Consider the following 21,066-nt stretch of genomic DNA (forward strand, 5'->3'; position numbering starts at 1 on the left):
GTTGATCACAACCGGGCTTTTTTATCAGTTTGCAATGATAGTTTGCAGAAATTGCGTCAGATTGTCGGTCACATAATCGACCTGATCGGTAAATTCAGGATCACTTTCCCAAATTTCGGAGAAGGTTGGTTCAAAATTATTCGGCACAATCAGCACGGTCTTCATGCCGAGGGTTTTTGGCACAACGAGATTACGCGCCAGATCCTCGAACATCACTGCTTTTTGTGGGTCAATGCCAAAGGTGCCAAGAAAACGGTCATAAGTGGCGCGTTCCGGTTTGGGTATCAGGTCGGCTGCAACAATGTCGAAAATATCGTCGAAATCATCGAGAATACCAAGTTGACGGGCAGCGCGTTCTGCATGGCCACGATCACCATTGGTGAAGATGAAACGGCGACCGGGCAGGGCACGGATTGCCTTGCCTAAGGCTGGATCAAGTTTCAGCCATGAATAGTCAATATCATGGACATGTTTGAGAAAATCGTCCGGATCAATCTGATGACATTCCATCAGACCTTTGAGCGTTGTGCCATATTCCAGATAAAACTGTTTCTGAATCTTGCGGGCTTCGTCACGGGGCAGATTAAGCAGCTTTTCGACATAGTTTGTCATCCGCACGTCGATCTGTGAGAACAGATCGGCAGCATGCGGATAGAGTGTATTGTCGAGGTCAAACACCCAGTCGGTGACGTGAGCAAAGGCAAGAGCGTCAGGTTGGTTAGCCATGGTTTATCACGGCACGATTAACGTGCTGTCTCCATTACGGCACGATTAACGTGCCGGCACCATGTTCGGTGAACAATTCAAGCAGCACTGAATGGGGTGTCTTGCCATTGAGAATGACAACGCCTTCAACGCCACGGCGGATTGCATCAATACAGGTTTCGACCTTGGGGATCATACCGCCGGAAATTGTTCCGTCCCTGATCAGTGCCTGCGCATCGGCAACCGAGAGTTCCTTGATAAGTTTCTTGTCCTTGTCGAGAACGCCCGGAACATCTGTCAGGAATAAAAGACGTGTTGCAGCCAATGCACCGGCAATCGCCCCTGCAAAAGTGTCTGCATTGATATTGTAAGTGTGACCATCACGGCCCGGCGCAACAGGGGCAATAACCGGAATCATTTCCGAGCGTGCGAGCAGATCAAGCAATGTACGATCAACTTCAGCCGGCTCGCCGACAAAGCCAAGATCAAGCACTTTTTCAATGTTGGAATCGGGGTCAATAATGGTCTTATGCGCTTTGCGTGCAAAAACCATGTTGCCGTCCTTGCCGCAAAGCCCGATGGCCCATTCGCCTTCTGCATTGATGAGGGCGACGATTTCCTTGTTGATGGAACCGGCCAGCACCATTTCCACCACTTCAACCGTTTTTTCGTCGGTGACGCGCAAACCGCCTTCAAAACGCGATTCAATGCCGAGCTTGGTCAGCATGGCCTGAATCTGCGGACCGCCGCCATGCACGACAATCGGATTGATGCCGGATTGCTTTAAAAGTGCGATGTCGCGTGCAAATGCCTTGCCCAGTTCCGGGTTGCCCATGGCGTGGCCACCATATTTCACCACGACATTCTTGTTCTCATAACGCTGCATATAGGGCAGGGCTGCGGAAAGGAGCCGTGCTTGCATTTCAGGATTTTCAAAGGTCGTCATCGTCGTTTCCATTGCGGGCAACAGGGCAAATCGGGAGCGTTCTAAAGCAGTCTCAGATATATGGAAACTGCTTTATGGTTTCGGATTATTCTTTGGCCACAAGCGCGATTGCAGCGCGTAATTCATCAAGTCCCAGACCTTTTTCCGACGATGTCGTGATGATGCCGGGAAAACAGGCTGCCCGTTTTTTCGTAAGCGCATGGGTCTCTTCGAGCAAACGTGGAATGCCGGCAGCTTTGATCTTGTCAATCTTGGTCAGCACAATCTGATAGGATACGGCGGCCTTGTCGAGCAGGTCGAGCACTTCGGCATCGTTTTTCTTGATGCCATGGCGTGAATCGATGAGCAAATAAACGCGCTTCAATGTCGTACGGCCACGAAGATAGTCGAATACAAGCCGCGTCCATGCATCGACATGGGACTTTGGAGCTTCTGCAAAGCCATAGCCCGGCATATCCACGAGTGCGAGCGGCGGCAGATCGCCATTCTCGCCGGAATAGCCATCGGGAACGAAGTAATTAAGTTCCTGCGTGCGGCCCGGCGTGTTGGATGTACGCGCTAAAGCTTTCTTGCCGACAATCGCATTGATGAGCGATGATTTTCCGACATTTGAACGTCCGGCAAATGCAATTTCAACGGGACCTTCCAGCGGCAGAAACTTCATGGAAGGCACACCGCGGATGAATATCCATGACTTTTTGAACAGCAGACGTCCTTCTTCGACCAGAGCTGCATGTGCTGCACGGGTCGCATCGGCTGCTAACTGGGCTGCTGCCTGCTTTTTGTCCTGATCACTCAATGGGGTCTTCCTGATATGTCTTTGTGTAGACTACACGCATCAAGGTTACGCACAGCATTGTCAACCGCTGTGCATGAAGGAGCACAAAAAAAGCCCGGCTCAGAGCCGGGCTTTTATGTTTACTTCTCTATTTCTTTCGGCTTTCGCTTGAAGAGGTCTTTCAGATTGTCAAACAATTCAATCTTGACGCCCTGACGCTTCATGATGAAACCCTGCTGGAGGATCGAAAGCGTGTTGTTCCATGCCCAGTAGATCACGAGACCAGCCGGGAACGATGCCAGCATGAATGTGAAGATAACCGGCATCCAGGTGAAGATCATCGCCTGTGTTGGATCTGGCGGCGTCGGGTTCATGCGCATTTGCAGGAACATGGTGATGCCCATGATAATTGGCCATGCGCCGATCATCAGGAATGCGGGAACTGCATAAGGCAGAAGACCAAACAGGTTGAAGATCGATGTTGGATCCGGCGCTGCAAGGTCATGAATCCAGCCAAAGAACGGCGCATGGCGCATTTCGATGGTGACATAGAGGACCTTATAAAGCGCGAAGAACACTGGAATCTGGACCAGTACCGGCCAGCAACCTGCAAGCGGATTGATCTTCTCTTCCTTGTAGAGACGCATCATTTCCTGCTGTTGCTTCATTTTGTCATCCGCATATTTCTCGCGGATTTCTGTCATTTTGGGCTGCACAAGCTTCATACGCGCCATTGACTTGTACGACTTGTTGGCAAGCGGGAAGAACACACCCTTGAGCAGAACGGTAACAACCAGAATAGCCACACCGAAATTGCCGGAGAATTTGTAGATCCAGTCGATGAGATAGAACATCGGCTTGGTGATGAAGTAGAACCAACCCCAGTCGATCAGAAGATCAAACTGTTTGATGCCGAGATTGTCCTGATAGTTCTGGATGTCCTGCACGACTTTTGCACCGGCAAAGACATGGTTCTTGATTGCCTGCGACTGACCGGCATCAATGGTAACCGGAGCACTCAGAATGTCAGACTGGTAGCGCGGGCGACCATCTGTGAAGTGTGAGAAACGGGCGGTAAATTTTTCATTCTGCGCAGGAACCAGCGTTGCAGCCCAGTATTTGTCGGTAATACCGGCCCAGCCGCCTGTTACATCCTTGAATGAAATGTCCTTGTCGTCTTCGACCTTGGAATATTTGATTTCCTGAAGCCCGTCCTGCCCCATGACGCCGATAAGTCCTTCATGAAGAACATAGGTGGCGCTTGCATGTTCGGGCTGGTTGAAGCGGGTTACGCGGCCATAAGAGGCAAGAGAAATTGGTGTGGCTGCATTGTTGGTGATCGTGTCATCAATGGTGAACATATAGGCATCATCAACCGAGATGACACGCTGGAAGGTGATGTTCTTGTCATTGGTATAGGTCAGCGTAACCGGTGTTGACGGGGTTAGCTTGTTGTTACCCTCGACCGCCCAGACAGTATTGGGTCCGGGAACCTGTCCGGTTGTTTCATTGCCGGTAAAGCCAAGCTCTACAAAATATCCCTGTTTGAGATTTGATGGGGCCAGCAGTTCGATTTCAGGTGAATTCGGGTTGACCGTTTCACGATATTTCTTGAGATAAAGATCATCAAGGCGTGCGCCGGTCAGATTGATTGAGCCGCGCAATGATGCTGTATCAATGTCCACACGCTGGGACTGGGCTGCGGCTGCTTCGCGGGTGAGTGTGCCGCCTGCGACTGCACCATCGTTTAAGCCAGGAATTGCGCCGGAGGTTCCGGGCATTTGTGGCGTCTCGCTCTGGGTGGTCTGCTGGGCCTGGCTCTGCTGCTCCTCAATGCGTGTCTGTTCCCGCTGAGCTTCCGTTTTAGGACCCAGATAGAATACTTGCCACAGCGTTAATACGAGGATGGACAGGGCAATGGTTATGAAGAAATTACGATTATTTTCCATCGACGGGTCCTGATTCCGGTCTTTCCGTTCGGCGTTTCTTTTCGCTCCGCTGATTGTCCTTCGCTTTAATGCGCTTGGAGAGTTCTGCGGTGAGTTGCGAAAAGGGCGCAGTAAGTGCTTGCTCGCGTGCTACGATGACATAGTCTGTCGAGAGCGCCATGTCACTCCCTACGTAACAACGAACTGCTTCTCGTAACCTGCGACGGATACGATTGCGTATCACTGCATTGCCGTTTTTCTTGGTGACGGTGAAGCCTATGCGGGGTTTTTCGCCAATTTTGGCAGCTTTTGATTCTTCTTCAGACCGTTCACGGACCTCCAGAAGAAACAGTGGACCACGCCGTTTTTCACCATTCCTGACAGACAAAAACTCCGCTCTCTTGCGAAGGCGGAGTATTTGTTTCTGCTTTTTCATATCTTTATTCACCGCGCTGGCCGCGCGGGGAAAGATTAAGCGGAAAGCCGCTTGCGACCGCGTGCGCGGCGAGCGGCGAGAACCTTGCGACCGCCGGCAGTTGCCATGCGTGCACGGAAGCCGTGACGGCGCTTGCGGACGAGATTGGATGGCTGGAATGTGCGCTTCATTTATTTAATACCGCGGTGTGCGGCCCTTCTTGGTTCTGTCTTTTCGACGGACATGATCTTGTCTGAAATCCAAAGTTACGTTTCAGGATCACGCCCTATTGAACAGGAGCGCGTTCTTTTCCCATAAGAAGGATAGCAAAAGCCATCCATTAACCCTTATGGGCGAACGTGGAGCGGCTTATAGGGAAAGGGGGGCAAAGAGTCAATCGGGCGTCAATAATTCTCGGCACTATATATGTATCAGCCATTGCCAAAACATGCAGGGACTTTCATAAGGGAACGCCTTTCGATCTGATCGGATCAGATTGGCGCTCTGAATAGTTGTTTTGACGCGCATCTTTACCCGAAAACCTTTTCTCATTTTTCGGGATGCGCTCTGTTTTTACAAGCGGGATATCCGCAGCATTCATAAGAGGAGTTCACCATGAGCATCCGTCGTATCGAAGTCGGACCACGTATGAGCCAGGCCGTTGTTCACGGCAATACTGTTTATCTCGCCGGTCAGGTTGGAGAGCCGGGCGCAAGCGTCACGGATCAGACAAAGGCCATTCTGGTTGAAGTTGATCGCCTGCTGGCAGCTGCCGGTTCTGACAAGTCAAAAATTCTTCAGGCAATCATCTGGCTTGCAGATATGAAGGATTTTGCAGAAATGAATGCAGTCTGGGATAGCTGGGTTGATAAGGCCAATACGCCAGCACGCGCGACCGGTGAAGCAGCGCTTGCAACGCCTGATTACAAGGTCGAAATCATCATTACCGCTGCAATCTGATAATTATAGCTGATTGACTGGAAACCCCGCTCAAGCACCTGAGCGGGGTTTTTTATTGGCGTATGCGCTGTGAATAGTCTTCACGACCACCGGCTTTGGCTTTTTCGTCAATGGAGGCGCGCTGGCGGGCTTCCTCCGTGGTGCTGCCATTATTCTTGATCCATCCATGATCATGAAGATAAGCGGGCAGATAGCCGGACAGAAGGACGCGATAATCAAAGGGGATGCCCGGATCAAGCAGGCGTGCCATCTTGAAAATAATGGTCGTACAATTGGTCGTCACTGTGTTGTAGAATTTGGCTTTTTGGGCAAGCTGGTTGCCTTGTTCTACATAAGACAGAAACAGTTCTTTGGCGGCTATAGGTGAAAGGTCTATTTCATAGCGATAGACATCTTCCTGGCGGACATTGGTGCGCAGGAAAATAATATCGCGCTCTTCGGCTGCAATCATCGCCAGTTCAAATTCGCGGAAAAAACCACCAATTGACGAATAGGTTTCGTGGTGTTCCTTGCGGATTTCACCTGAAAAGACGACATGGCGCCCATCTTCAAAGCCGAATGATAGCAATGTATGTGCAATTGCTGGGCCAGCCCAATAGGACAGATAGAGATCGACGGATGTGATTTTGTCGAGATTGTAGGTTTCATCCTTCCAGACAGGTGTGAAGTCATCCACGGTGCGCCAGTCGAAATCACGTATATTATAGAGTGTGACCAGATTGCCATCTACCTTGCCGGTGATGGTACGGGCCACTTCAGGTGCCCAGATGCGGTCAAGTGACGGGCGGATGGTGGACCACCAGCCAAGAATGATGAGAGCCAACAGGCAGAAAAATAATCTTTTACGCCGGCAATGGAGCTTTCGCTCACCTGCAATTGTCCAAAGGGCGATTGCCAGCCAGGCAACGATGATCGAGCCACGCACAGCATTGCCGAAGGGGAGCTGAAACCACATTGCAAAGCTGGACCAGACAGCAAAGATTATAACGAACAGAACGAATAGAAATTTTCCCGTGAAGCGGACAGGTCTGGATTTCAAGATAGATAACATGGACATCCCGTATTCGCTGGCCGCTTTTTATCAAAGAAGTGGCGATACTGGCATGATTTGCAGTTCAATGTCATCGCCTATCCTGTGGGAAAGCCGATTTATCTGTTAGATTAGAATCTATTGAAAAATATCTGTTATCTTATTTCTTTATGATTACGGTGGCTTTGCGTGGATATTTGATTTGTTTGCTTCGTTTTATGAATGGCCTTGCTATGCGCCATATCAGAAGCATCGCAACAATTGCCGCATAAATTACGGGTTCCGCGGGCCAGCTTTTTACGGACATCAGAAAATGAACAGCACCGCCCGCTATCGCCAGATAGACCAGCTTGTGAAGCTTGATCCAGCCTTTTCCAAGCTTACGGATTGACCACTTGTTTGAGGTGAGTGCCAAGGGAAGCAGAACAGCAAAACTTATCATGCCAATGGTGATGAATGGTCGTTTGACGATATCGGCGATTACAGCCGGGATGTTCATCTCCTGATCCAGCACCATATAGGCTGCAAAATGCATCAAAACATAATAGAAGGCGAGTAGGCCAAGTGCCCGGCGATAACGCAGCAGGCTGATGCCAGTTATGTCGCGCATAGGCGTGACGCATAAGGTGAGAATGAGAAAACGCAGTCCCCATAGGCCGAGTATATGCTCAAAGCTTTTGACGGGATCTGCACCCAGTTGATCGGTGGCTGCGAGATAAAAGGTCCAAAATGCGGGAATAAAGCCCAGAACATACAGACCCCAGACTTTCAACGCATTGATACGTATCGATGGGGTTTGGGTGGCCATATCAGTAGTTTTTCCGCAAATCCATGCCTGCATAGAGTGAGGCAACCTCCTCGCCATAGCCATTGAATGGCAAGGTTGGACGGCGGCTTGGGCTAAAAAAGCTGCCTTCACCAATCCTGCGTTCGGTCGCCTGGGACCAGCGCGGATGATCAACATCCGGGTTCACATTGGCATAGAAGCCATATTCATCTGCGACCTGTTGCTGCCAGGATGTTGGCGGCTGCTTTTCAACAAAGCTTATTTTTGTGATCGATTTGATGCCTTTGAAACCATATTTCCATGGCACAACAAGGCGAACAGGCGCGCCATTGGCATTGGGAAGGGTCTCGCCATAAAGCCCGACCGAAAGGATCGTCAGCGGATGCATGGCTTCGTCAAGCCGCAGGCCTTCCACATAAGGCCAATCGAGCGCCTGAAACAGCCCTGTCTGGCCCGGCATTTCCTCGGGACGAACAACACCGGTGAACGCAATATATTTGGCAGAACCAAGGGGCTCGACCTGAGAAAGCAGGCTTGCAAGCGGAAAACCAATCCATGGGATGACCATTGACCAGGCTTCAACACAACGCATTCGATAGATACGTTCCTCAAGCGGCATTCTGGCAATCAGTTCCTGCATGTCGAATTCTTTTGGCTGTTTGACCAGCCCATCGATTTTCAGCCGCCATGGTAATGGTTTGAAGTTTCCTGAATTGGCAGAAGGGTCACTCTTGTCGGTGCCAAATTCATAGAAATTATTATAGCCCGTGACAGCGTCTTTGGGCGTCAGTTTTTCATCGATCTTATAGGCCGAAGCCGCAGCTTTCAAAGGATCAGCGAGTGCAGGCGATGCAAAACCGGTTATAGCGATCGCACCGGCGCCCACAAGAAATTCGCGGCGGCGTAAATAAAGGTTCTTCGGCGTTATATCGCTCGAATTGAGGCGGGCAGGAGAATAACGGCCCGGCTTGAAGCTGCTCATGGTGAAGTCCTCTCTGCCAGAAATCCTTTATCATGGGGCGGATTATTGCACTAAAGACGTCAAAAAAATGATTTTTTTGCTGTCCCATTATGGTTCACGCCTTGTTGATACGCAAAACAAGTGTAACATGAATGTAACAGATTGTAATTTTCCGTGTTTCCGTCACATTCTTGCTCAAACTTGGCTGTTAGGGTCCTGACCCTAAGAGCACTGATCAGATCAAACTTGAGACCTCTCTTAAAAGCTTCGTTAATATATAAGTGGCAAGTTGAGCTTATGGTAAAGAAGACGTTTATAGCCGCCATATTGATGGCGTTTGCAGCAACAGCGAGCACTGCATTTGCAGGCAATGAGATCATGAATGAGATCAGGCCTGTGAAGGTCGTGAGCAAATCGCAGGGCATGGTGCTAAACGGTATTTCTGCTTTGATGAAAGATGAAACAGGCACTCCGCGGCTCGGGGAGGGCGTAACAATGCGTGACAGAAATATGGAAGTTGAAACGACGACGGAACAGAATTTTTCACGCAGCAAGCGGTTTATCTATCGTTTCTATAAGCCGGAAAATGCATCGAATGAATTGATTGTTCTGCTGCATGGTTCGGGCGGCAATGAAACGAGCCTTGTGCCGATGGCTTCAAAAATCTGGCCGCGTGCAACATTGCTGGGTGTCCGCGGTCGCATCATGCAGGATGGTGGCACGCGCTGGTACAAGCGCATCACGCCCGTCAAATTTGACCAGAAAGACGTGAAGCTTGAAGCCAATGCATTTGTGACATTTCTCACGCGTCTTGCAGACGAGAAGGACCTTGATTTGCCCCATGCAACCTTTGTCGGTTACTCCAATGGTGCAAATCTGCTGGCTGCAACCATGATGCTGCACCCGGATCTGGTCAAGCGTGCGGTGCTGATGCGCTCTATGCCTGTGCTGGATAATGTATCGGTTGCAAATCTTGGCAAGACGCGCGTGCTGACGATCACGGGTGAGGCAGACAAGCTTTATTCGCCTTTTGCCCCGGCTCTTTCAGCCTTGCTGCGCTCTGGCGGGGCAAAGGTTGATGCGCGTATTATTGAAGCAGATCATATGCTTGGTGAAAAAGATGCGTCAGCCATCAGCCAGTGGGTGGCCTCACTTGGCCCAGACGGTGGCCCAACGGTCACTATGAAATCCAAATAATAAAAGGCCTCGTTTGAGGCCTTTTATTCAATCTATCAGGTGGTTGTCATGTCCACGACACCACAGTCGCCCGTTTCAGAGCCGAATGCGAGACGTGTGCCCTGATCATCCCAGCCCATGCTGGTGATCGCACCTTTACCGGGACGGCGAAGCAACACTTCCTTCTGGTCTGAAAAACGTACCAGCAAAATCATGCCGTCATTATAGCCAATCGCTGCAATCTCTTCGAGCGGATGGCAGGCAACGGCTGTCACCATGCTGTCACCGCGCAGACCCAGCTCAAGCGGTGCTTTGCCCATCGGGCCGTCTTTGCCGGCAAAAGGCCAGATGATTGCTGCCGGTGCACCGGACGTTGCAAGCCATTTGGCCTTCACGCTCCATGACCAGTCTTTGACTTTGGCCGGATAGCCGGTCATGCGCATGTGTTTGCTATCTTCCAGACGCCAGCCATGCAGCGCATTTTCCTGCATGGAGGTGATCAAAAAACGATTATCTGGCGAGAAGAGTGCGCCAATATGTGCGCCTTTCCATTCAAGCTCGACAGGCTTTGCTTCTGTCCCCGGCCAGATCAATGTTGCACCATTATAACGTGCGATTGCCAGACGCTGACCTTTGGGTGCAAAGGCAATGCCTTCAACGCTGCGTTCCTGCTTGTATTCCTGTATTTTCCCGTTGGATGAACGCACCCAGGCCGAGCGACCGGAGGCGAAAGCGACGCTGCCGGCAGGGCCGCTTGCAACAGCCGTTATCCATTTGCGGGCAACCTTGGCAAGCTCTGTGAGAGTACCATCTGCGGCCATTTCACAAACGCGGCCGTCTTCGCCGCCAGTCAGAAGTGCTTTGCCGTCGAAAGTCAGTGTTGCGCTGAGAAGGCCGTCATGGGCTATGCTGGTCTGATGACCATTGTCCAGCCGGTGGATGGTTCCATCGGCCAGAGCAAAAAAAGGAATCCCACTGATAAAGCAGGCATAAAGACAATGACCATCAAGGTCGAGTGGGGCAACTGTAGGCATCAGTTTCCAATATTATTTTGGTTGGCAGTTTTCAAAACCGGCTTTGAGTTCTTTGGCGTCAAGCTCGCGTCCGATGAATACAAGGCGGCTTTCACGCTTCTCTTCCGGCTTCCATGCGCGTTGATGATCACCTTCGATGATCATATGCACGCCCTGCACCACATAGCGGTCCGGATCATCCTTGAAGGCAATAATGCCCTTGAGCCGCAGAATGTTTGGTCCCTGTGTCTGGGTAATGTTCTGGATCCAGGTGAAGAATCTGGCCGGATCAATTTCACCCGCACGCAACGATACGGATGTCACCGTTATATCATGGATGGCCGATGCATGATGATGGTGGTCATGCCCACAGTCTGGACCACATGTGTGGTCGTGATCATGGTGTTCATGATCGTGCCCATGGTGGTGATGGTGCCCATCGTGCTCATGATGGTCATGATCGTGATCGCAATCCGGGCCGCAGACGTGATCCGGGTGATCATGGTCGAGGAAATGCGGATCGTTTTCGAGCGCCCGTTTGAGGTCAAAGGCGCCGCGATCAAGAACACGATCAAGCGGAATTGCAGAACGTTCGGTCCGGTGGATGATTGCATGCGGATTGATGGCGCGGACAGTGGCTTCAACCGTAGCCAGTTCTTCCGGTGTCACCAGATCGGTCTTGTTGATCAGCACCACATCGGCAAATGCAATCTGGTCTTCGGCTTCGCGGCTGTCTTTCAGGCGCAATGGAAGATGCTTGGCATCTACGAGGGCTACAACAGCATCAAGAACCGTCTTGGCGCGTACATCGTCATCCATGAAAAAGGTCTGCGCGACAGGAACCGGATCGGCAAGTCCAGTGGTTTCAACGATAATCGCATCAAAACGACCCGGACGGCGCATCAGGCCTTGCACTACACGGATCAAATCTCCGCGCACGGTGCAGCAAATGCAGCCATTGTTCATTTCGTAGATTTCTTCGTCCGATTCGACGATCAGATCATTGTCGATGCCGATCTCGCCGAATTCGTTGACAATAACTGCATAACGCTTGCCATGATTTTCAGTGAGGATGCGATTGAGGAGCGTTGTTTTACCCGAGCCCAGATATCCGGTCAAAACGGTAACGGGAATGCGGACAGCTTCTGTGCCAGCGTCGGGGGTCGACTTGTCCTCGGTTTGGGCTTCTGTCTGGCTCATTGTTTGTGCCTCTTGAGTTGCTGCCTTTTGATGGTGGCGCAGATGCGTCCCGATAAGGCTTCATACAGGGTATTTCATATAAGGGAAGGTGCCTGTGAATGCTATATGCAATGCTATATTATTACATCAGCTTTAGAGCGGATTTCGATCTGATTGAATCAGATCGACGCTCTAACTCCTTTTATTTGAAGCATAATCTTATCGATCCTCGTTTCACTCCGGTCGGATTATGCTTTAATCACGTTCTTGACAGTTCTTCCTTTGTAAAGCGTGCAAGGTCAAACTGATCGACATCCTGCAGAAGCTCAATGAAACCCGCGACAGCATGGGCAAGGATTTTTTCGCCGGCTTCGGCTGTGGCAGCACTTGCATTGCCGGCAACGCCTTCTTCATTCAGATCATGCATTTTCCAGCCGAAAGCATGAGGGCCATAGGCCCGCAAATGCTTGAACTCTTTTGCAAAGTCGGATTGCTTGTTGGTGAAATTTGCAGTTTTTGACATGTCCACCAGATCGGGACGCAGGGCCAGCATGACCGATGTTTCAATAAACCCGCCATGAATATCGAGTGATTTGTCTTGCGGGGTGATCAGTCCTTCCGGCAGGCCAAAGCGGGTCCAGCTTGTGGCCACGGCCAGCATGTCGAGGCGGGTGCGTAACTCTGTTGCGACAATGGTCATCAGCGGTGAATTGCCGCCATGGGCATTGAGCATGACCAATTTGCGAATGCCGCCTGCATGAAGGTTTTCGCCAATGCCGACCCATTGATTGACAGCTTCTGAAAAAGCGAGGCTTTGTGTGCCTTCGACATCCATATGCTCGATGGAATAGCCTACTGGCTGGACGGGCAGAAAATTGACATTCAAATCGACCGGCAGTGCTTCGTTCACACGTGCAACGATGCCTTCAGCAATGATCGTATCGGTTTCAAAGGGCAGGTGCGGGCCATGTTGCTCGTGGGCGCCAAGGGGCAGGACGACGATCATGTCGCTGTTCTGGTCGCGCAGACTGGTCATGTTTTTCTCCGTGTTGAAAGGGTTCTGACCTTAATGTTGATCGATTATAACAGCAATCATTGGTCTGATTCCGACATTAAAGGTGTTTCGATCAGATTGAATCAGATCGGGGCTCTGAATAGTTGTATTAACGCGCATCTTTGACCGAAAACCGTTTCACAGTTTTCGAAATGCGCTCTTGCGTTTGCATTTGCCAAAGATATGCAATCTTCGCTGTGAAATTTTATTTGCTGCGGCAATTTTACTTTATAGCTCCAAAGTTTACCTTAACTTGTTGTTGGCGCTTGTGGCTTCATATCCCAGACAATATCTTGCTGTATATTGCACTTTATTAGTCGGATGACCAAAGGGTGGGTGAGGATGAGTAAAGACAACAAGACAGTAATGCTGTACCGGCTGCAATCGGTCGCGCGTCTGACAAGAACTGTGCTGGCCACACGCCTGCTTGATCTGGGTCTTTATGCCGGTCAGGATGCTGTGATGTTGCAGCTTGCATCAGAAGACGGCTTGCCGCCGGGTGTCCTTGCCCAGCGCCTTGGTGTCCGTCCTCCGACCATTACAAAAACGATCACGCGACTGCAAGGTCAGGGCTTTGTCGTGAAAAGAGCGTCAGAGACGGATCAGCGCCAATCGCATGTTTATCTCACCCCTCAGGGTGTCGAGGCGATCAGGAATATCGAAAAATCCATTCGAAAGACGGAAAAGGATATGTTGAAAGGCCTTGATAAGAAGGAGCGCAAGGCGTTTCTCAAGATGCTTGGTCGTATGGAAAATAATCTTGCAACACGTGGCAGCGTGCGTCTGTCCGATGATTTGGACAGCCAGGTTGCTGATGATGACGATGCGGAATGAGTGCAAGGCTATAAAGCCGCGCCGAAAAAACTTTCAATTCAATGTTTGCAATGGCATAACCCTTTTTAAATGGGATGGCGATTTCTGTTTTTGAACTGATTTGAAGCTATTCCTGTTGTGATTGATGCATGATCATATCGGGGAGGCGACTTGGCTCAGAAAATCAAGCTTTCGACCATCGCAGACGCGCTTGGTGTTTCTACGGCTACCGTTTCGCTGGCCTTGCGTGACAGTCCGCTTGTCGCTGATCAGACACGCGAAAAAATCAAGGAACATGCCCGTGCGATCGGTTATATATATAACCGCAGAGCGGCCAGTCTTCGCACATCGCGCTCCGGTATTGTGGGTGTTGTTGTGCACGACATCATGAACCCGTTTTTCGCAGAAATTTTGCGCTCCATTGAAACGGAACTGGATCGCTCGCGGCAGACTTTCATTTTGTCCAACCATTATGACCAGCTGGAAAAGCAGCGCACCTTTATGGATACGCTTCTTCAGCTTGGTGCAGATGGCGTGATCATGTCACCGGCTATTGGCACTCCGCCGGAAGATATTCAGCTTGCGGAAGATAATGGCCTTCCGGTCGTGCTGATTGCACGTGATGTTGAAGGTGTTCATGCGCCGGTTTTCAGAGGCGATGATGCTTATGGTATTGGTCTGGCTACCAATCACCTGATCTCGCTTGGTCATACACGCATTGCGATGATTGGCGGAACGGATCAGACGTCGACGGGCCGTGATCGTTATCAGGGCTATTTGCAGGCCATGCAGAAAGCTGGACTGGAAGTGAAACCGGAATGGCGCATTGCTGGCCCGCGTACCAAGCAGGCCGGTTTTGAAGTTGCACCACAGTTTTTGGCGCTTAAAGACAAGCCGACAGCCGCAGTTTGCTGGAATGATCTTTCCGCTATTGGTTTGATGAATGGTATTGCGCGTGCTGGTCTTGTGCCGGGTGAAGATATTTCTGTTACCGGCTATGATGATCTTGAAGAAGCTGCCATTGCAACACCAGCATTGACGACTGTCTGGAATGGTCAGCGTGAGGTTGGCCGCCGTGCGGCACGTGCGCTTCTTGATCAATTGAACGGGGTTGAGGTTTCGCATGATCAGGAGCTGATCAAGCCGGAATTGCATATAAGGCAATCCACATCCAAACCGAAAAATATCTGACCAGTTTCATAATCAGCGAGCCAATTGCATTGGTTTGCTGAAACGTGCTCGAGCATAAGGAAGTGATCATGACCCAACGCGAAGCGACAATTCTGGTACTCGGCAATTTTAATGAATATGCCGTTGCCAGGCTTTCTGAGGAGTTCAGGATCAAACGTATTCCCAAGGGCGATGCGGCACTGGTTGAAGCTGGATGGGCTGGAGATATCAAGGGTATAGCCAGCATGTCGAGCGTGGATGCCGGCTTGATTGATGCGCTGTCAAATCTTGAAATCATCGGTAATTTTGGTGTTGGTTATGATGCAGTTGATGCAAAGCACGCAGCAACCAGAAGCGTCATGGTTACAAATACACCTGATGTCCTGACCGATGAGGTAGCCGATACCGCAATTGGTCTGCTGATCGATACTGTTCGGGAATTGTCAAAGTCGCAGGAATTTTTACGTTCCGGCGAGTGGATCAAACAGGGCCGTTATCCGCTGTCAAAGCTGTCTTTACGGGGTCGTAAAGTTGGTATTTTCGGTCTTGGACGCATTGGTAAAGCTGTTGCGCATCGTGTTGAGGCATTTGGCTTGCCGGTCGCCTATCATAATCGTCGCAAAGCTGATGATGTGAATTATGATTATTATCCAACCCTGCTGGAACTGGCCAAGGCTGTCGATACGCTTATTCTGGTCGCTCCGGGTGGTGCTGAAACTGAAAAAGCGGTCAATCGGCAAGTGCTGGGCGCACTTGGGTCAGAAGGCGTTCTGATCAATATTGGCCGCGGTTCAGTTGTGGATGAGGATGCGCTGGCACAAGCCTTGCAGGATGGCACGATTGCTGCCGCAGGCCTTGATGTATTTGCTGATGAACCGAATGTGCCGCAGGCGCTTCTTGACGCGCCGAACACGGTTTTACTGCCGCATATCGGTTCGGCTTCGGAAAAGACCCGTCAGGATATGGCTAATCTTGTGATCGATAATCTGATTTCATGGTTCGACAAGGGGGAGGCGCTGACGCCGGTGCCGGAAACCGCAAATATCAAGAGAGCATGATATTTCAGACAGTGCGCTCAGCGTGATAGATGCGCACTGCCTCACCAAAAGCCTCGAAAATCTTGCGTGATGGCATATCGGACTGCGCCCAGTATTCCGGATGCCATTGCACGCCGACGACAAAGCCCTTTGTATTTTTGCCCGCTGCATTTTTGACCGAGACGGCTTCAATCGTCCCGTCATCAGCCACAGCTTCAATTTCGAGTTGGGGGGCAAGCTTGTCAATCGCCTGACGATGGACCGAGTTCACCTTTACGCTTTCGGATTTGAGAATTCCTGCGAGACAGGAATCGGGTGCGATTTTGACTGAATGCTGAAGTGCGAAGCGTTCTTCCTGACTGGCGGTTTCTGGCGCCCGGTGATCTATCCGGCCTTCGAGTTCCTGAATTTCAGTTGCCAGTGTGCCACCCAAAGCAACATTGAGTTCCTGCAAGCCACGACAGATGGCCAGAACGGGGACGCCCTTTTCGATAGCGGCACGGATTAATGGCAGCGATGTTGCATCACGTGCATTGTCATAGGGTTCAAAATTTTCATTGGGTTCCACGCCATAAAGCTCTGGATTGACGTTGGATTTTGAGCCGGTGACGAGCAGACCATTTACACCAGCCAGAATAGTCTCAATATCCATTTTACTTCCAAAGCTTGGCACAAGAAGCGGTGTAACCCCGGCCACATCTATTGCGGCTGATAGATATTGCTCAGGGGCCGCATGCCATATGTAGTTCTCAAATGGCTTTAAATCGGTGGGAACGGCGATGAGAGGACGCGGCTTTTGGGGCATGGCTGGTTGGAATCCGGTGAGAGCCTTTTATAGTTCATTCTTTAAAGCACGCGGGGACAGTGCGCAATCTGGATGGATGCGCTTGTGAAACCTATTTGTTCACCTTTGCAGATGGTCATTCCAGATGCCATGCTCATCGAACTAAAATGCCCTGACCCTAGCAAGTTATAAATTGTGTCTTATGCCTGTGGCGGCTCCACAACGGCTATGGTCAGCCATGTGGCCGTCAGCGCCGGCTTAACGGTATTTTCGACTTCCAGCGTCACTTCATAATGATTGACCACCCGTCCTGAAGGTCGAATATCGGCATTCGCCAGTTTGAAACGGGCACGCACACGTGCACCGGTTTTGACCGGCGCCATGAAGCGCACCTTATCAAATCCATAATTGATGCCCATTGTGGCACCTTCAAGCATCGGCAGTGCTTCAAATGCCAGCGTAGAAAGCAGCGACAAAGTCAGAAAGCCATGCGCAATCGTGCCACCAAACGGCGTTTCCCTGACTGCGCGCTCTGGATCGACATGAATGAACTGATGATCATCGGTTGCATCAGCAAACTGATTGATCATTTCCTGTGTAACTTCGCGCCACTTAGAACATCCGATTTCCGTACCAATCGCCTCGCGCAACTGGTCGAGCGTAATTGCGTCCTTCATTCCCTCACACTTTCTGCTGAACTGATAGAGCCTTCTTTAACCTATAAAAAAAATCCGGCAATCCTAACCTCAAGCAGCAAGCAGGATTTCACGCGCAATATCGTCCCAATGGGCAAAAACACGACTTGCGCCCTTATCAGCCAAACGTTCGGCATGGCCTTCGTAACTATGTCCGCCGCCTGTATAGCCAAAAGCCGTCATGCCAGCCGCAATCGCGCCTTCGACACCAAAGGGCGAATCTTCGATCACCACGCAACGCGCCGGATCAACACCCATTTTGTCGGCAGCAAACAGAAAAAGATCAGGCGCGGGCTTTCCGCGTTTGACCATGCTGGATGAATATACCGCATCACCAAAATATTGATTGATCCCGGTCTTCTCAAGACTGAATGCTATACGCTCCGGATGCGACGAAGATGCAACACAACGCTTATGGGGCAAAACTTTCAGAAAATCGGCAATGCCGGCTGCTGGTTGCAAATGTTTGGCAAACAGATCGCGCGTGATAGGCCAAAAATCATCCACAGCGCCATCAGGCAATCGATTCCCCGTCATATCCTCGATCATATTTACAATATCGGCTACTTTCATACCAATGCCTTTGGCAACGCTCCCTTCCGGCAACATCATGCCATGATTGGCATAAACCTGCTCAAATGCGCGGCAGGAAAGCGGCTCGCTATCAACGAGAACCCCGTCACAATCAAAGATAACGAGATCAAAGGGAGAGGTGTGGCTCATAAAGACTCCGGTAGAATGCGTATTTTGTCGCGCTGATTTGGGATGCACAGGTTTCACAGTTGATATAGAGACTGTTCAACGATTACGCATCTATAACAAGTGAAGCGTGACAAAATTATCGCGGAGACTCTCATGACAACGAATGTGGCACTGGTTGGACTGGCGCGGGACTTACAAATCCGCGCTGAAACAGGAAAACCAATCCGCATCGGCCTTATTGGCGCAGGTGAAATGGGAACCGACATTGTCACACAGGTCGCCCGTATGCCCGGCATCGAAATCGGCGCACTCTCCGCCCGGCGTCTGCCAAACACCTTCAAAGCTATTCATACTGCCTATGGCAATGATGATAATGCTCACGAAGCTAATAGCGAAAGCGCCATGACAAGCGCTATTGAGAGCGGCAAGATCGCAGTCACCGGCGATAATGACCTGATCCTCTCCAATCCATTGATCGACGTTATCATTGACGCGACCGGCATCCCGGAAGTGGGTGCGCAAACCGGGATCAAGGCTATTGAGAACGGCAAGCATCTCGTCATGATGAATGTCGAAGCCGACGTCACCATCGGACCCTATCTCAAGGCGCAGGCTGACAAACAGGGCGTTATCTATTCGCTCGGTGCAGGCGACGAACCGTCATCCTGTATGGAGCTGATCGAGTTCGTTTCAGCTCTTGGTTATGAAGTGGTGTCGGCTGGCAAGGGCAAAAATAATCCGCTTAATTTTGATGCGATCCCGGATGATTATCAGGAAGAAGCCGATCGCCGGAACATGAATGTCCGCTTGCTGGTCGAATTTGTCGATGGTTCAAAAACCATGGTCGAAATGGCGGCGATTGCCAATGCAACCGGCCTTGTGCCTGATATTGCCGGTATGCATGGCCCCCGCGCAAGCGTTGATCAGTTAAGCCAAACACTCATCCCGCAGGCAGATGGCGGCGTTCTCAGCAAAAGCGGTGTCGTCGATTATTCTATCGGCAAGGGCGTTTCGCCCGGCGTATTTGTGGTTGCCAAGATGGACCACCCCCGCCTCAACGAGCGTCTGGAAGATCTGAAAATCGGCAAAGGCCCTTATTTCACTTTCCACCGTCCTTACCACCTCACTTCGCTTGAAGTGCCGCTGACGGTCGCACGCGTCGTTCTGCACGGAAAATCCGATATGGTGCCGCTGCCAAAACCGGTCGCAGAAGTCTGTGCCGTTGCAAAAAAAGATATGCAGCCGGGCGAAAAGCTCGACGCGATTGGCCAATATTGCTACCGCTCGTGGATTATGACAACGCCGGAAGCTCGTAGCGCAAAAGCCATTCCCTGCGGCCTGTTGCAAAACGGCACTGTCACCGCCTTGATCAAGAAAGGCGAACTGATCACCTATTCCAATGCAGCACCACAGCCCGGCTCAAAGATTGCTGAACTGCGTGCGCTTCAGGACAAAATGATCTATAGCTAAGCCAGCATAATCAGTCAGAAAAAAAGGGCGGCTTTGAGCCGCCCTTTTTGTTTTAGTGGTCCAATGCCTTCACAATGTTTTCGACCATCTTCTTTGCATCGGCAAAAAGCATCATGGTGTTGTCACGGAAGAACAATTCGTTTTCCACACCCGCATAGCCTGAACCCATGCCGCGTTTGATGAACAGAACCGTACCGGCCTTGTCGACATCGAGGATCGGCATACCAAAAATCGGCGATTGCGGATCGGTCTTTGCTGCCGGATTGGTCACGTCATTCGCGCCAATCACAAAGGCAACATCAGCCGTCGCAAATTCCGAATTGATATCTTCAAGCTCGAACACTTCATCATAAGGCACATTGGCTTCAGCCAGCAGCACATTCATATGACCCGGCATACGACCGGCGACAGGGTGGATTGCATATTTCACTTCCACGCCTTCGGCTTTCAGCTTATCAGCCATTTCACGCAGCGCATGCTGTGCCTGTGCCACCGCCATACCATAGCCCGGCACGATGATCACCTTGGATGCATTCTTCATGATAAAGGCTGCATCGTCAGCCGAACCCTGCTTGACCGGGCGCTGCTCGACTTCGCCACTGCTGGCAGCCGTCGTATCACCACCGAAACCACCAAGAATCACGGAAATGAACGAACGGTTCATGCCCTTACACATGATATAGGACAGGATCGCACCGGATGAGCCAACCAGCGCACCGGTAATGATCAGCGCCAGATTGCCAAGCGTGAAACCAATGCCTGCCGCAGCCCAGCCCGAATAGGAATTGAGCATGGAAACGACAACCGGCATATCCGCACCACCAATCGGGATGATGATCAGCACGCCAAAAACCAGTGCCAGAATGACGATCAGCCAGAATACGGAATGGCTTTCAGTATTGGTCAGCACAGCAATCAGGATCACGATTGCAGCAGCAAGGGCCGCATTGATCACATGGCGTCCCGGCAACATGATCGGCTTGCCTGACATGCGTCCATCAAGTTTCAGGAATGCAATGATCGAACCGGTAAAGGTGATTGCACCAATCGCAACACCCAGCGACATTTCAATCAGCGCCTGACCATGGATCTGGCCCACTTCGCCAATGCCAAAGGAATGCGGTGAGTAAAGGGCAGCCGCCGCAACGAGAACGGCGGCAAGACCGATCAGCGAGTGAAAGGCTGCCACAAGCTGCGGCATCGCAGTCATGGCAATACGGCGTGCAATCACTGCACCAATGCCACCGCCAATACCGACACCAAGAATAATCAGCACCAGACCGCCAAAGCTTGGACGGGCCAGCAGAAGGGTCGTGACAATGGCGATACCCATGCCGACCATGCCAAACATATTGCCCTGACGACTGGTTGTCGGATGCGACAGGCCCCGCAGCGCCAGAATGAACAATACGCCGGAAACGAGATAGAGAAAGGCTGCAAGATTAATGCTCATAATGGTTCAG

The 21,066-nt window shown here is 50.9% G+C and carries 22 protein-coding genes; 6 read left to right on the top strand and 16 right to left on the bottom strand.

From position 1 onward, the window contains the following. Window positions 1-24: 24 nt before the first annotated feature. The 6 genes from FHY56_RS02575 to rpmH form a co-directional block, all read right to left on the bottom strand. Window positions 25-726 (bottom strand): pyrimidine 5'-nucleotidase, encoded by a 702-nt coding sequence (locus FHY56_RS02575; RefSeq protein ID WP_140903624.1) that lies wholly within the window; start codon window positions 724-726, stop codon window positions 25-27. 34 nt (window positions 727-760) lie between these two features. Further along, window positions 761-1,651, bottom strand: a complete 891-nt coding sequence (gene argB / locus FHY56_RS02580; RefSeq protein ID WP_140903625.1) for an acetylglutamate kinase — start codon at window positions 1,649-1,651, stop codon at window positions 761-763. 85 nt (window positions 1,652-1,736) lie between these two features. After that, window positions 1,737-2,450, bottom strand: coding sequence for a ribosome biogenesis GTP-binding protein YihA/YsxC (yihA, locus tag FHY56_RS02585; protein WP_140903626.1), 714 nt, complete (start codon window positions 2,448-2,450; stop codon window positions 1,737-1,739). Window positions 2,451-2,569: 119 nt separating this feature from the next. Further along, entirely contained in the window at window positions 2,570-4,378 is a 1,809-nt protein-coding gene (yidC, locus tag FHY56_RS02590; RefSeq protein ID WP_140903627.1) for a membrane protein insertase YidC, read from the bottom strand. After that, entirely contained in the window at window positions 4,368-4,793 is a 426-nt protein-coding gene (gene rnpA, locus FHY56_RS02595; RefSeq protein ID WP_140903628.1) for a ribonuclease P protein component, read from the bottom strand. The genes yidC and rnpA overlap by 11 nt, the downstream gene beginning before the upstream one ends. Before the next feature lie 35 nt (window positions 4,794-4,828). Continuing rightward, window positions 4,829-4,963, bottom strand: coding sequence for a 50S ribosomal protein L34 (gene rpmH / locus FHY56_RS02600; RefSeq protein ID WP_007876380.1), 135 nt, complete (start codon window positions 4,961-4,963; stop codon window positions 4,829-4,831). Between the two features lie 424 nt (window positions 4,964-5,387). Between rpmH and FHY56_RS02605 the strand changes: the two genes are divergently transcribed. Next, entirely contained in the window at window positions 5,388-5,732 is a 345-nt protein-coding gene (locus FHY56_RS02605) for a RidA family protein (protein WP_140903629.1), read from the top strand. 52 nt (window positions 5,733-5,784) lie between these two features. Here the strand turns inward: FHY56_RS02605 and FHY56_RS02610 are convergent, their stop codons facing one another. The 3 genes from FHY56_RS02610 to msrP all read right to left on the bottom strand — a co-directional run bounded on the left by FHY56_RS02610 (window position 5,785) and on the right by msrP (window position 8,531). After that, window positions 5,785-6,783, bottom strand: a complete 999-nt coding sequence (locus FHY56_RS02610) for an Lnb N-terminal periplasmic domain-containing protein (RefSeq protein ID WP_193556751.1) — start codon at window positions 6,781-6,783, stop codon at window positions 5,785-5,787. A gap of 139 nt (window positions 6,784-6,922) precedes the next feature. After that, window positions 6,923-7,591: a protein-methionine-sulfoxide reductase heme-binding subunit MsrQ gene (gene msrQ / locus FHY56_RS02615; protein ID WP_376890255.1), complete on the bottom strand. Its 669-nt coding sequence runs from the start codon at window positions 7,589-7,591 to the stop codon at window positions 6,923-6,925. Then, window positions 7,572-8,531: a protein-methionine-sulfoxide reductase catalytic subunit MsrP gene (gene msrP / locus FHY56_RS02620; RefSeq protein ID WP_140903632.1), complete on the bottom strand. Its 960-nt coding sequence runs from the start codon at window positions 8,529-8,531 to the stop codon at window positions 7,572-7,574. Before msrP ends, msrQ begins: the two co-directional genes overlap by 20 nt. Window positions 8,532-8,807: 276 nt before the next feature. Between msrP and FHY56_RS02625 the strand changes: the two genes are divergently transcribed. Further along, window positions 8,808-9,707, top strand: a complete 900-nt coding sequence (locus FHY56_RS02625) for an alpha/beta hydrolase (protein WP_140903633.1) — start codon at window positions 8,808-8,810, stop codon at window positions 9,705-9,707. 35 nt (window positions 9,708-9,742) lie between these two features. On the opposite strand, the gene FHY56_RS02630 is transcribed toward FHY56_RS02625, so the two are convergent. From FHY56_RS02630 to FHY56_RS02640, 3 genes are all read right to left on the bottom strand, one after another. Next, entirely contained in the window at window positions 9,743-10,720 is a 978-nt protein-coding gene (locus tag FHY56_RS02630; RefSeq protein WP_140903634.1) for a WD40 repeat domain-containing protein, read from the bottom strand. Between the two features lie 12 nt (window positions 10,721-10,732). Beyond that, window positions 10,733-11,899 carry a CobW family GTP-binding protein gene (locus FHY56_RS02635; protein WP_140903635.1) on the bottom strand — a complete coding sequence of 389 codons (1,167 nt, stop codon included), beginning with the start codon at window positions 11,897-11,899 and terminating at the stop codon, window positions 10,733-10,735. Window positions 11,900-12,137: 238 nt separating this feature from the next. Continuing rightward, on the bottom strand, window positions 12,138-12,914 hold the full coding sequence (locus tag FHY56_RS02640; protein ID WP_140903636.1) for a creatininase family protein: 777 nt from the start codon (window positions 12,912-12,914) through the stop codon (window positions 12,138-12,140). A gap of 360 nt (window positions 12,915-13,274) precedes the next feature. Between FHY56_RS02640 and FHY56_RS02645 the strand changes: the two genes are divergently transcribed. From FHY56_RS02645 to FHY56_RS02655, 3 genes are all read left to right on the top strand, one after another. Beyond that, on the top strand, window positions 13,275-13,766 hold the full coding sequence (locus FHY56_RS02645; protein ID WP_140903637.1) for a MarR family winged helix-turn-helix transcriptional regulator: 492 nt from the start codon (window positions 13,275-13,277) through the stop codon (window positions 13,764-13,766). Between the two features lie 150 nt (window positions 13,767-13,916). Continuing rightward, entirely contained in the window at window positions 13,917-14,936 is a 1,020-nt protein-coding gene (locus tag FHY56_RS02650) for a LacI family DNA-binding transcriptional regulator (protein WP_140903638.1), read from the top strand. Between the two features lie 68 nt (window positions 14,937-15,004). Next, window positions 15,005-15,973, top strand: coding sequence for a 2-hydroxyacid dehydrogenase (locus FHY56_RS02655; protein WP_140903639.1), 969 nt, complete (start codon window positions 15,005-15,007; stop codon window positions 15,971-15,973). Window positions 15,974-15,977: 4 nt separating this feature from the next. On the opposite strand, the gene FHY56_RS02660 is transcribed toward FHY56_RS02655, so the two are convergent. The 3 genes from FHY56_RS02660 to FHY56_RS02670 all read right to left on the bottom strand — a co-directional run bounded on the left by FHY56_RS02660 (window position 15,978) and on the right by FHY56_RS02670 (window position 18,154). Next, window positions 15,978-16,757 carry a gamma-glutamyl-gamma-aminobutyrate hydrolase family protein gene (locus FHY56_RS02660; RefSeq protein ID WP_140903640.1) on the bottom strand — a complete coding sequence of 260 codons (780 nt, stop codon included), beginning with the start codon at window positions 16,755-16,757 and terminating at the stop codon, window positions 15,978-15,980. A gap of 179 nt (window positions 16,758-16,936) precedes the next feature. After that, complete coding sequence (locus FHY56_RS02665) at window positions 16,937-17,413, bottom strand: MaoC family dehydratase (RefSeq protein WP_140903641.1); 477 nt, start codon at window positions 17,411-17,413, stop codon at window positions 16,937-16,939. Between the two features lie 69 nt (window positions 17,414-17,482). Further along, the gene (locus tag FHY56_RS02670) at window positions 17,483-18,154 is read right to left on the bottom strand and encodes an HAD family hydrolase (RefSeq protein ID WP_140903642.1); all 672 of its coding nucleotides are present in this window, start codon (window positions 18,152-18,154) and stop codon (window positions 17,483-17,485) included. Between the two features lie 132 nt (window positions 18,155-18,286). Between FHY56_RS02670 and FHY56_RS02675 the strand changes: the two genes are divergently transcribed. Next, window positions 18,287-19,603 carry a 1-deoxy-D-ribulose 5-phosphate reductoisomerase gene (locus FHY56_RS02675; protein ID WP_140903643.1) on the top strand — a complete coding sequence of 439 codons (1,317 nt, stop codon included), beginning with the start codon at window positions 18,287-18,289 and terminating at the stop codon, window positions 19,601-19,603. 52 nt (window positions 19,604-19,655) lie between these two features. Here FHY56_RS02675 and FHY56_RS02680 read toward each other — a convergent pair whose 3' ends face one another. Next, the gene (locus tag FHY56_RS02680) at window positions 19,656-21,056 is read right to left on the bottom strand and encodes an NAD(P)(+) transhydrogenase (Re/Si-specific) subunit beta (RefSeq protein WP_140903644.1); all 1,401 of its coding nucleotides are present in this window, start codon (window positions 21,054-21,056) and stop codon (window positions 19,656-19,658) included. Window positions 21,057-21,066 lie beyond the last annotated feature (10 nt).

Source organism: Brucella gallinifaecis, assembly GCF_006476605.1.
GTDB lineage: Bacteria > Pseudomonadota > Alphaproteobacteria > Rhizobiales > Rhizobiaceae > Brucella > Brucella gallinifaecis.

Bases quoted from the DNA above. Each gene is read 5' to 3' on its own strand.
- rpmH (WP_007876380.1), bottom strand. From the start codon at position 4,963: ATGAAGCGCACATTCCAGCCATCCAATCTCGTCCGCAAGCGCCGTCAC.
- FHY56_RS02675 (WP_140903643.1), top strand. From the start codon at position 18,287: ATGACAACGAATGTGGCACTGGTTGGACTGGCGCGGGACTTACAAATC.
- FHY56_RS02670 (WP_140903642.1), bottom strand. From the start codon at position 18,154: ATGAGCCACACCTCTCCCTTTGATCTCGTTATCTTTGATTGTGACGGG.
- FHY56_RS02575 (WP_140903624.1), bottom strand. From the start codon at position 726: ATGGCTAACCAACCTGACGCTCTTGCCTTTGCTCACGTCACCGACTGG.
- FHY56_RS02625 (WP_140903633.1), top strand. From the start codon at position 8,808: ATGGTAAAGAAGACGTTTATAGCCGCCATATTGATGGCGTTTGCAGCA.
- FHY56_RS02645 (WP_140903637.1), top strand. From the start codon at position 13,275: ATGAGTAAAGACAACAAGACAGTAATGCTGTACCGGCTGCAATCGGTC.
- rnpA (WP_140903628.1), bottom strand. From the start codon at position 4,793: ATGAAAAAGCAGAAACAAATACTCCGCCTTCGCAAGAGAGCGGAGTTT.
- argB (WP_140903625.1), bottom strand. From the start codon at position 1,651: ATGACGACCTTTGAAAATCCTGAAATGCAAGCACGGCTCCTTTCCGCA.
- FHY56_RS02610 (WP_193556751.1), bottom strand. From the start codon at position 6,783: ATGTTATCTATCTTGAAATCCAGACCTGTCCGCTTCACGGGAAAATTT.
- FHY56_RS02665 (WP_140903641.1), bottom strand. From the start codon at position 17,413: ATGAAGGACGCAATTACGCTCGACCAGTTGCGCGAGGCGATTGGTACG.
- FHY56_RS02660 (WP_140903640.1), bottom strand. From the start codon at position 16,757: ATGCCCCAAAAGCCGCGTCCTCTCATCGCCGTTCCCACCGATTTAAAG.
- FHY56_RS02630 (WP_140903634.1), bottom strand. From the start codon at position 10,720: ATGCCTACAGTTGCCCCACTCGACCTTGATGGTCATTGTCTTTATGCC.
- FHY56_RS02640 (WP_140903636.1), bottom strand. From the start codon at position 12,914: ATGACCAGTCTGCGCGACCAGAACAGCGACATGATCGTCGTCCTGCCC.
- FHY56_RS02655 (WP_140903639.1), top strand. From the start codon at position 15,005: ATGACCCAACGCGAAGCGACAATTCTGGTACTCGGCAATTTTAATGAA.
- FHY56_RS02680 (WP_140903644.1), bottom strand. From the start codon at position 21,056: ATGAGCATTAATCTTGCAGCCTTTCTCTATCTCGTTTCCGGCGTATTG.
- FHY56_RS02605 (WP_140903629.1), top strand. From the start codon at position 5,388: ATGAGCATCCGTCGTATCGAAGTCGGACCACGTATGAGCCAGGCCGTT.
- yidC (WP_140903627.1), bottom strand. From the start codon at position 4,378: ATGGAAAATAATCGTAATTTCTTCATAACCATTGCCCTGTCCATCCTC.
- msrP (WP_140903632.1), bottom strand. From the start codon at position 8,531: ATGAGCAGCTTCAAGCCGGGCCGTTATTCTCCTGCCCGCCTCAATTCG.
- FHY56_RS02635 (WP_140903635.1), bottom strand. From the start codon at position 11,899: ATGAGCCAGACAGAAGCCCAAACCGAGGACAAGTCGACCCCCGACGCT.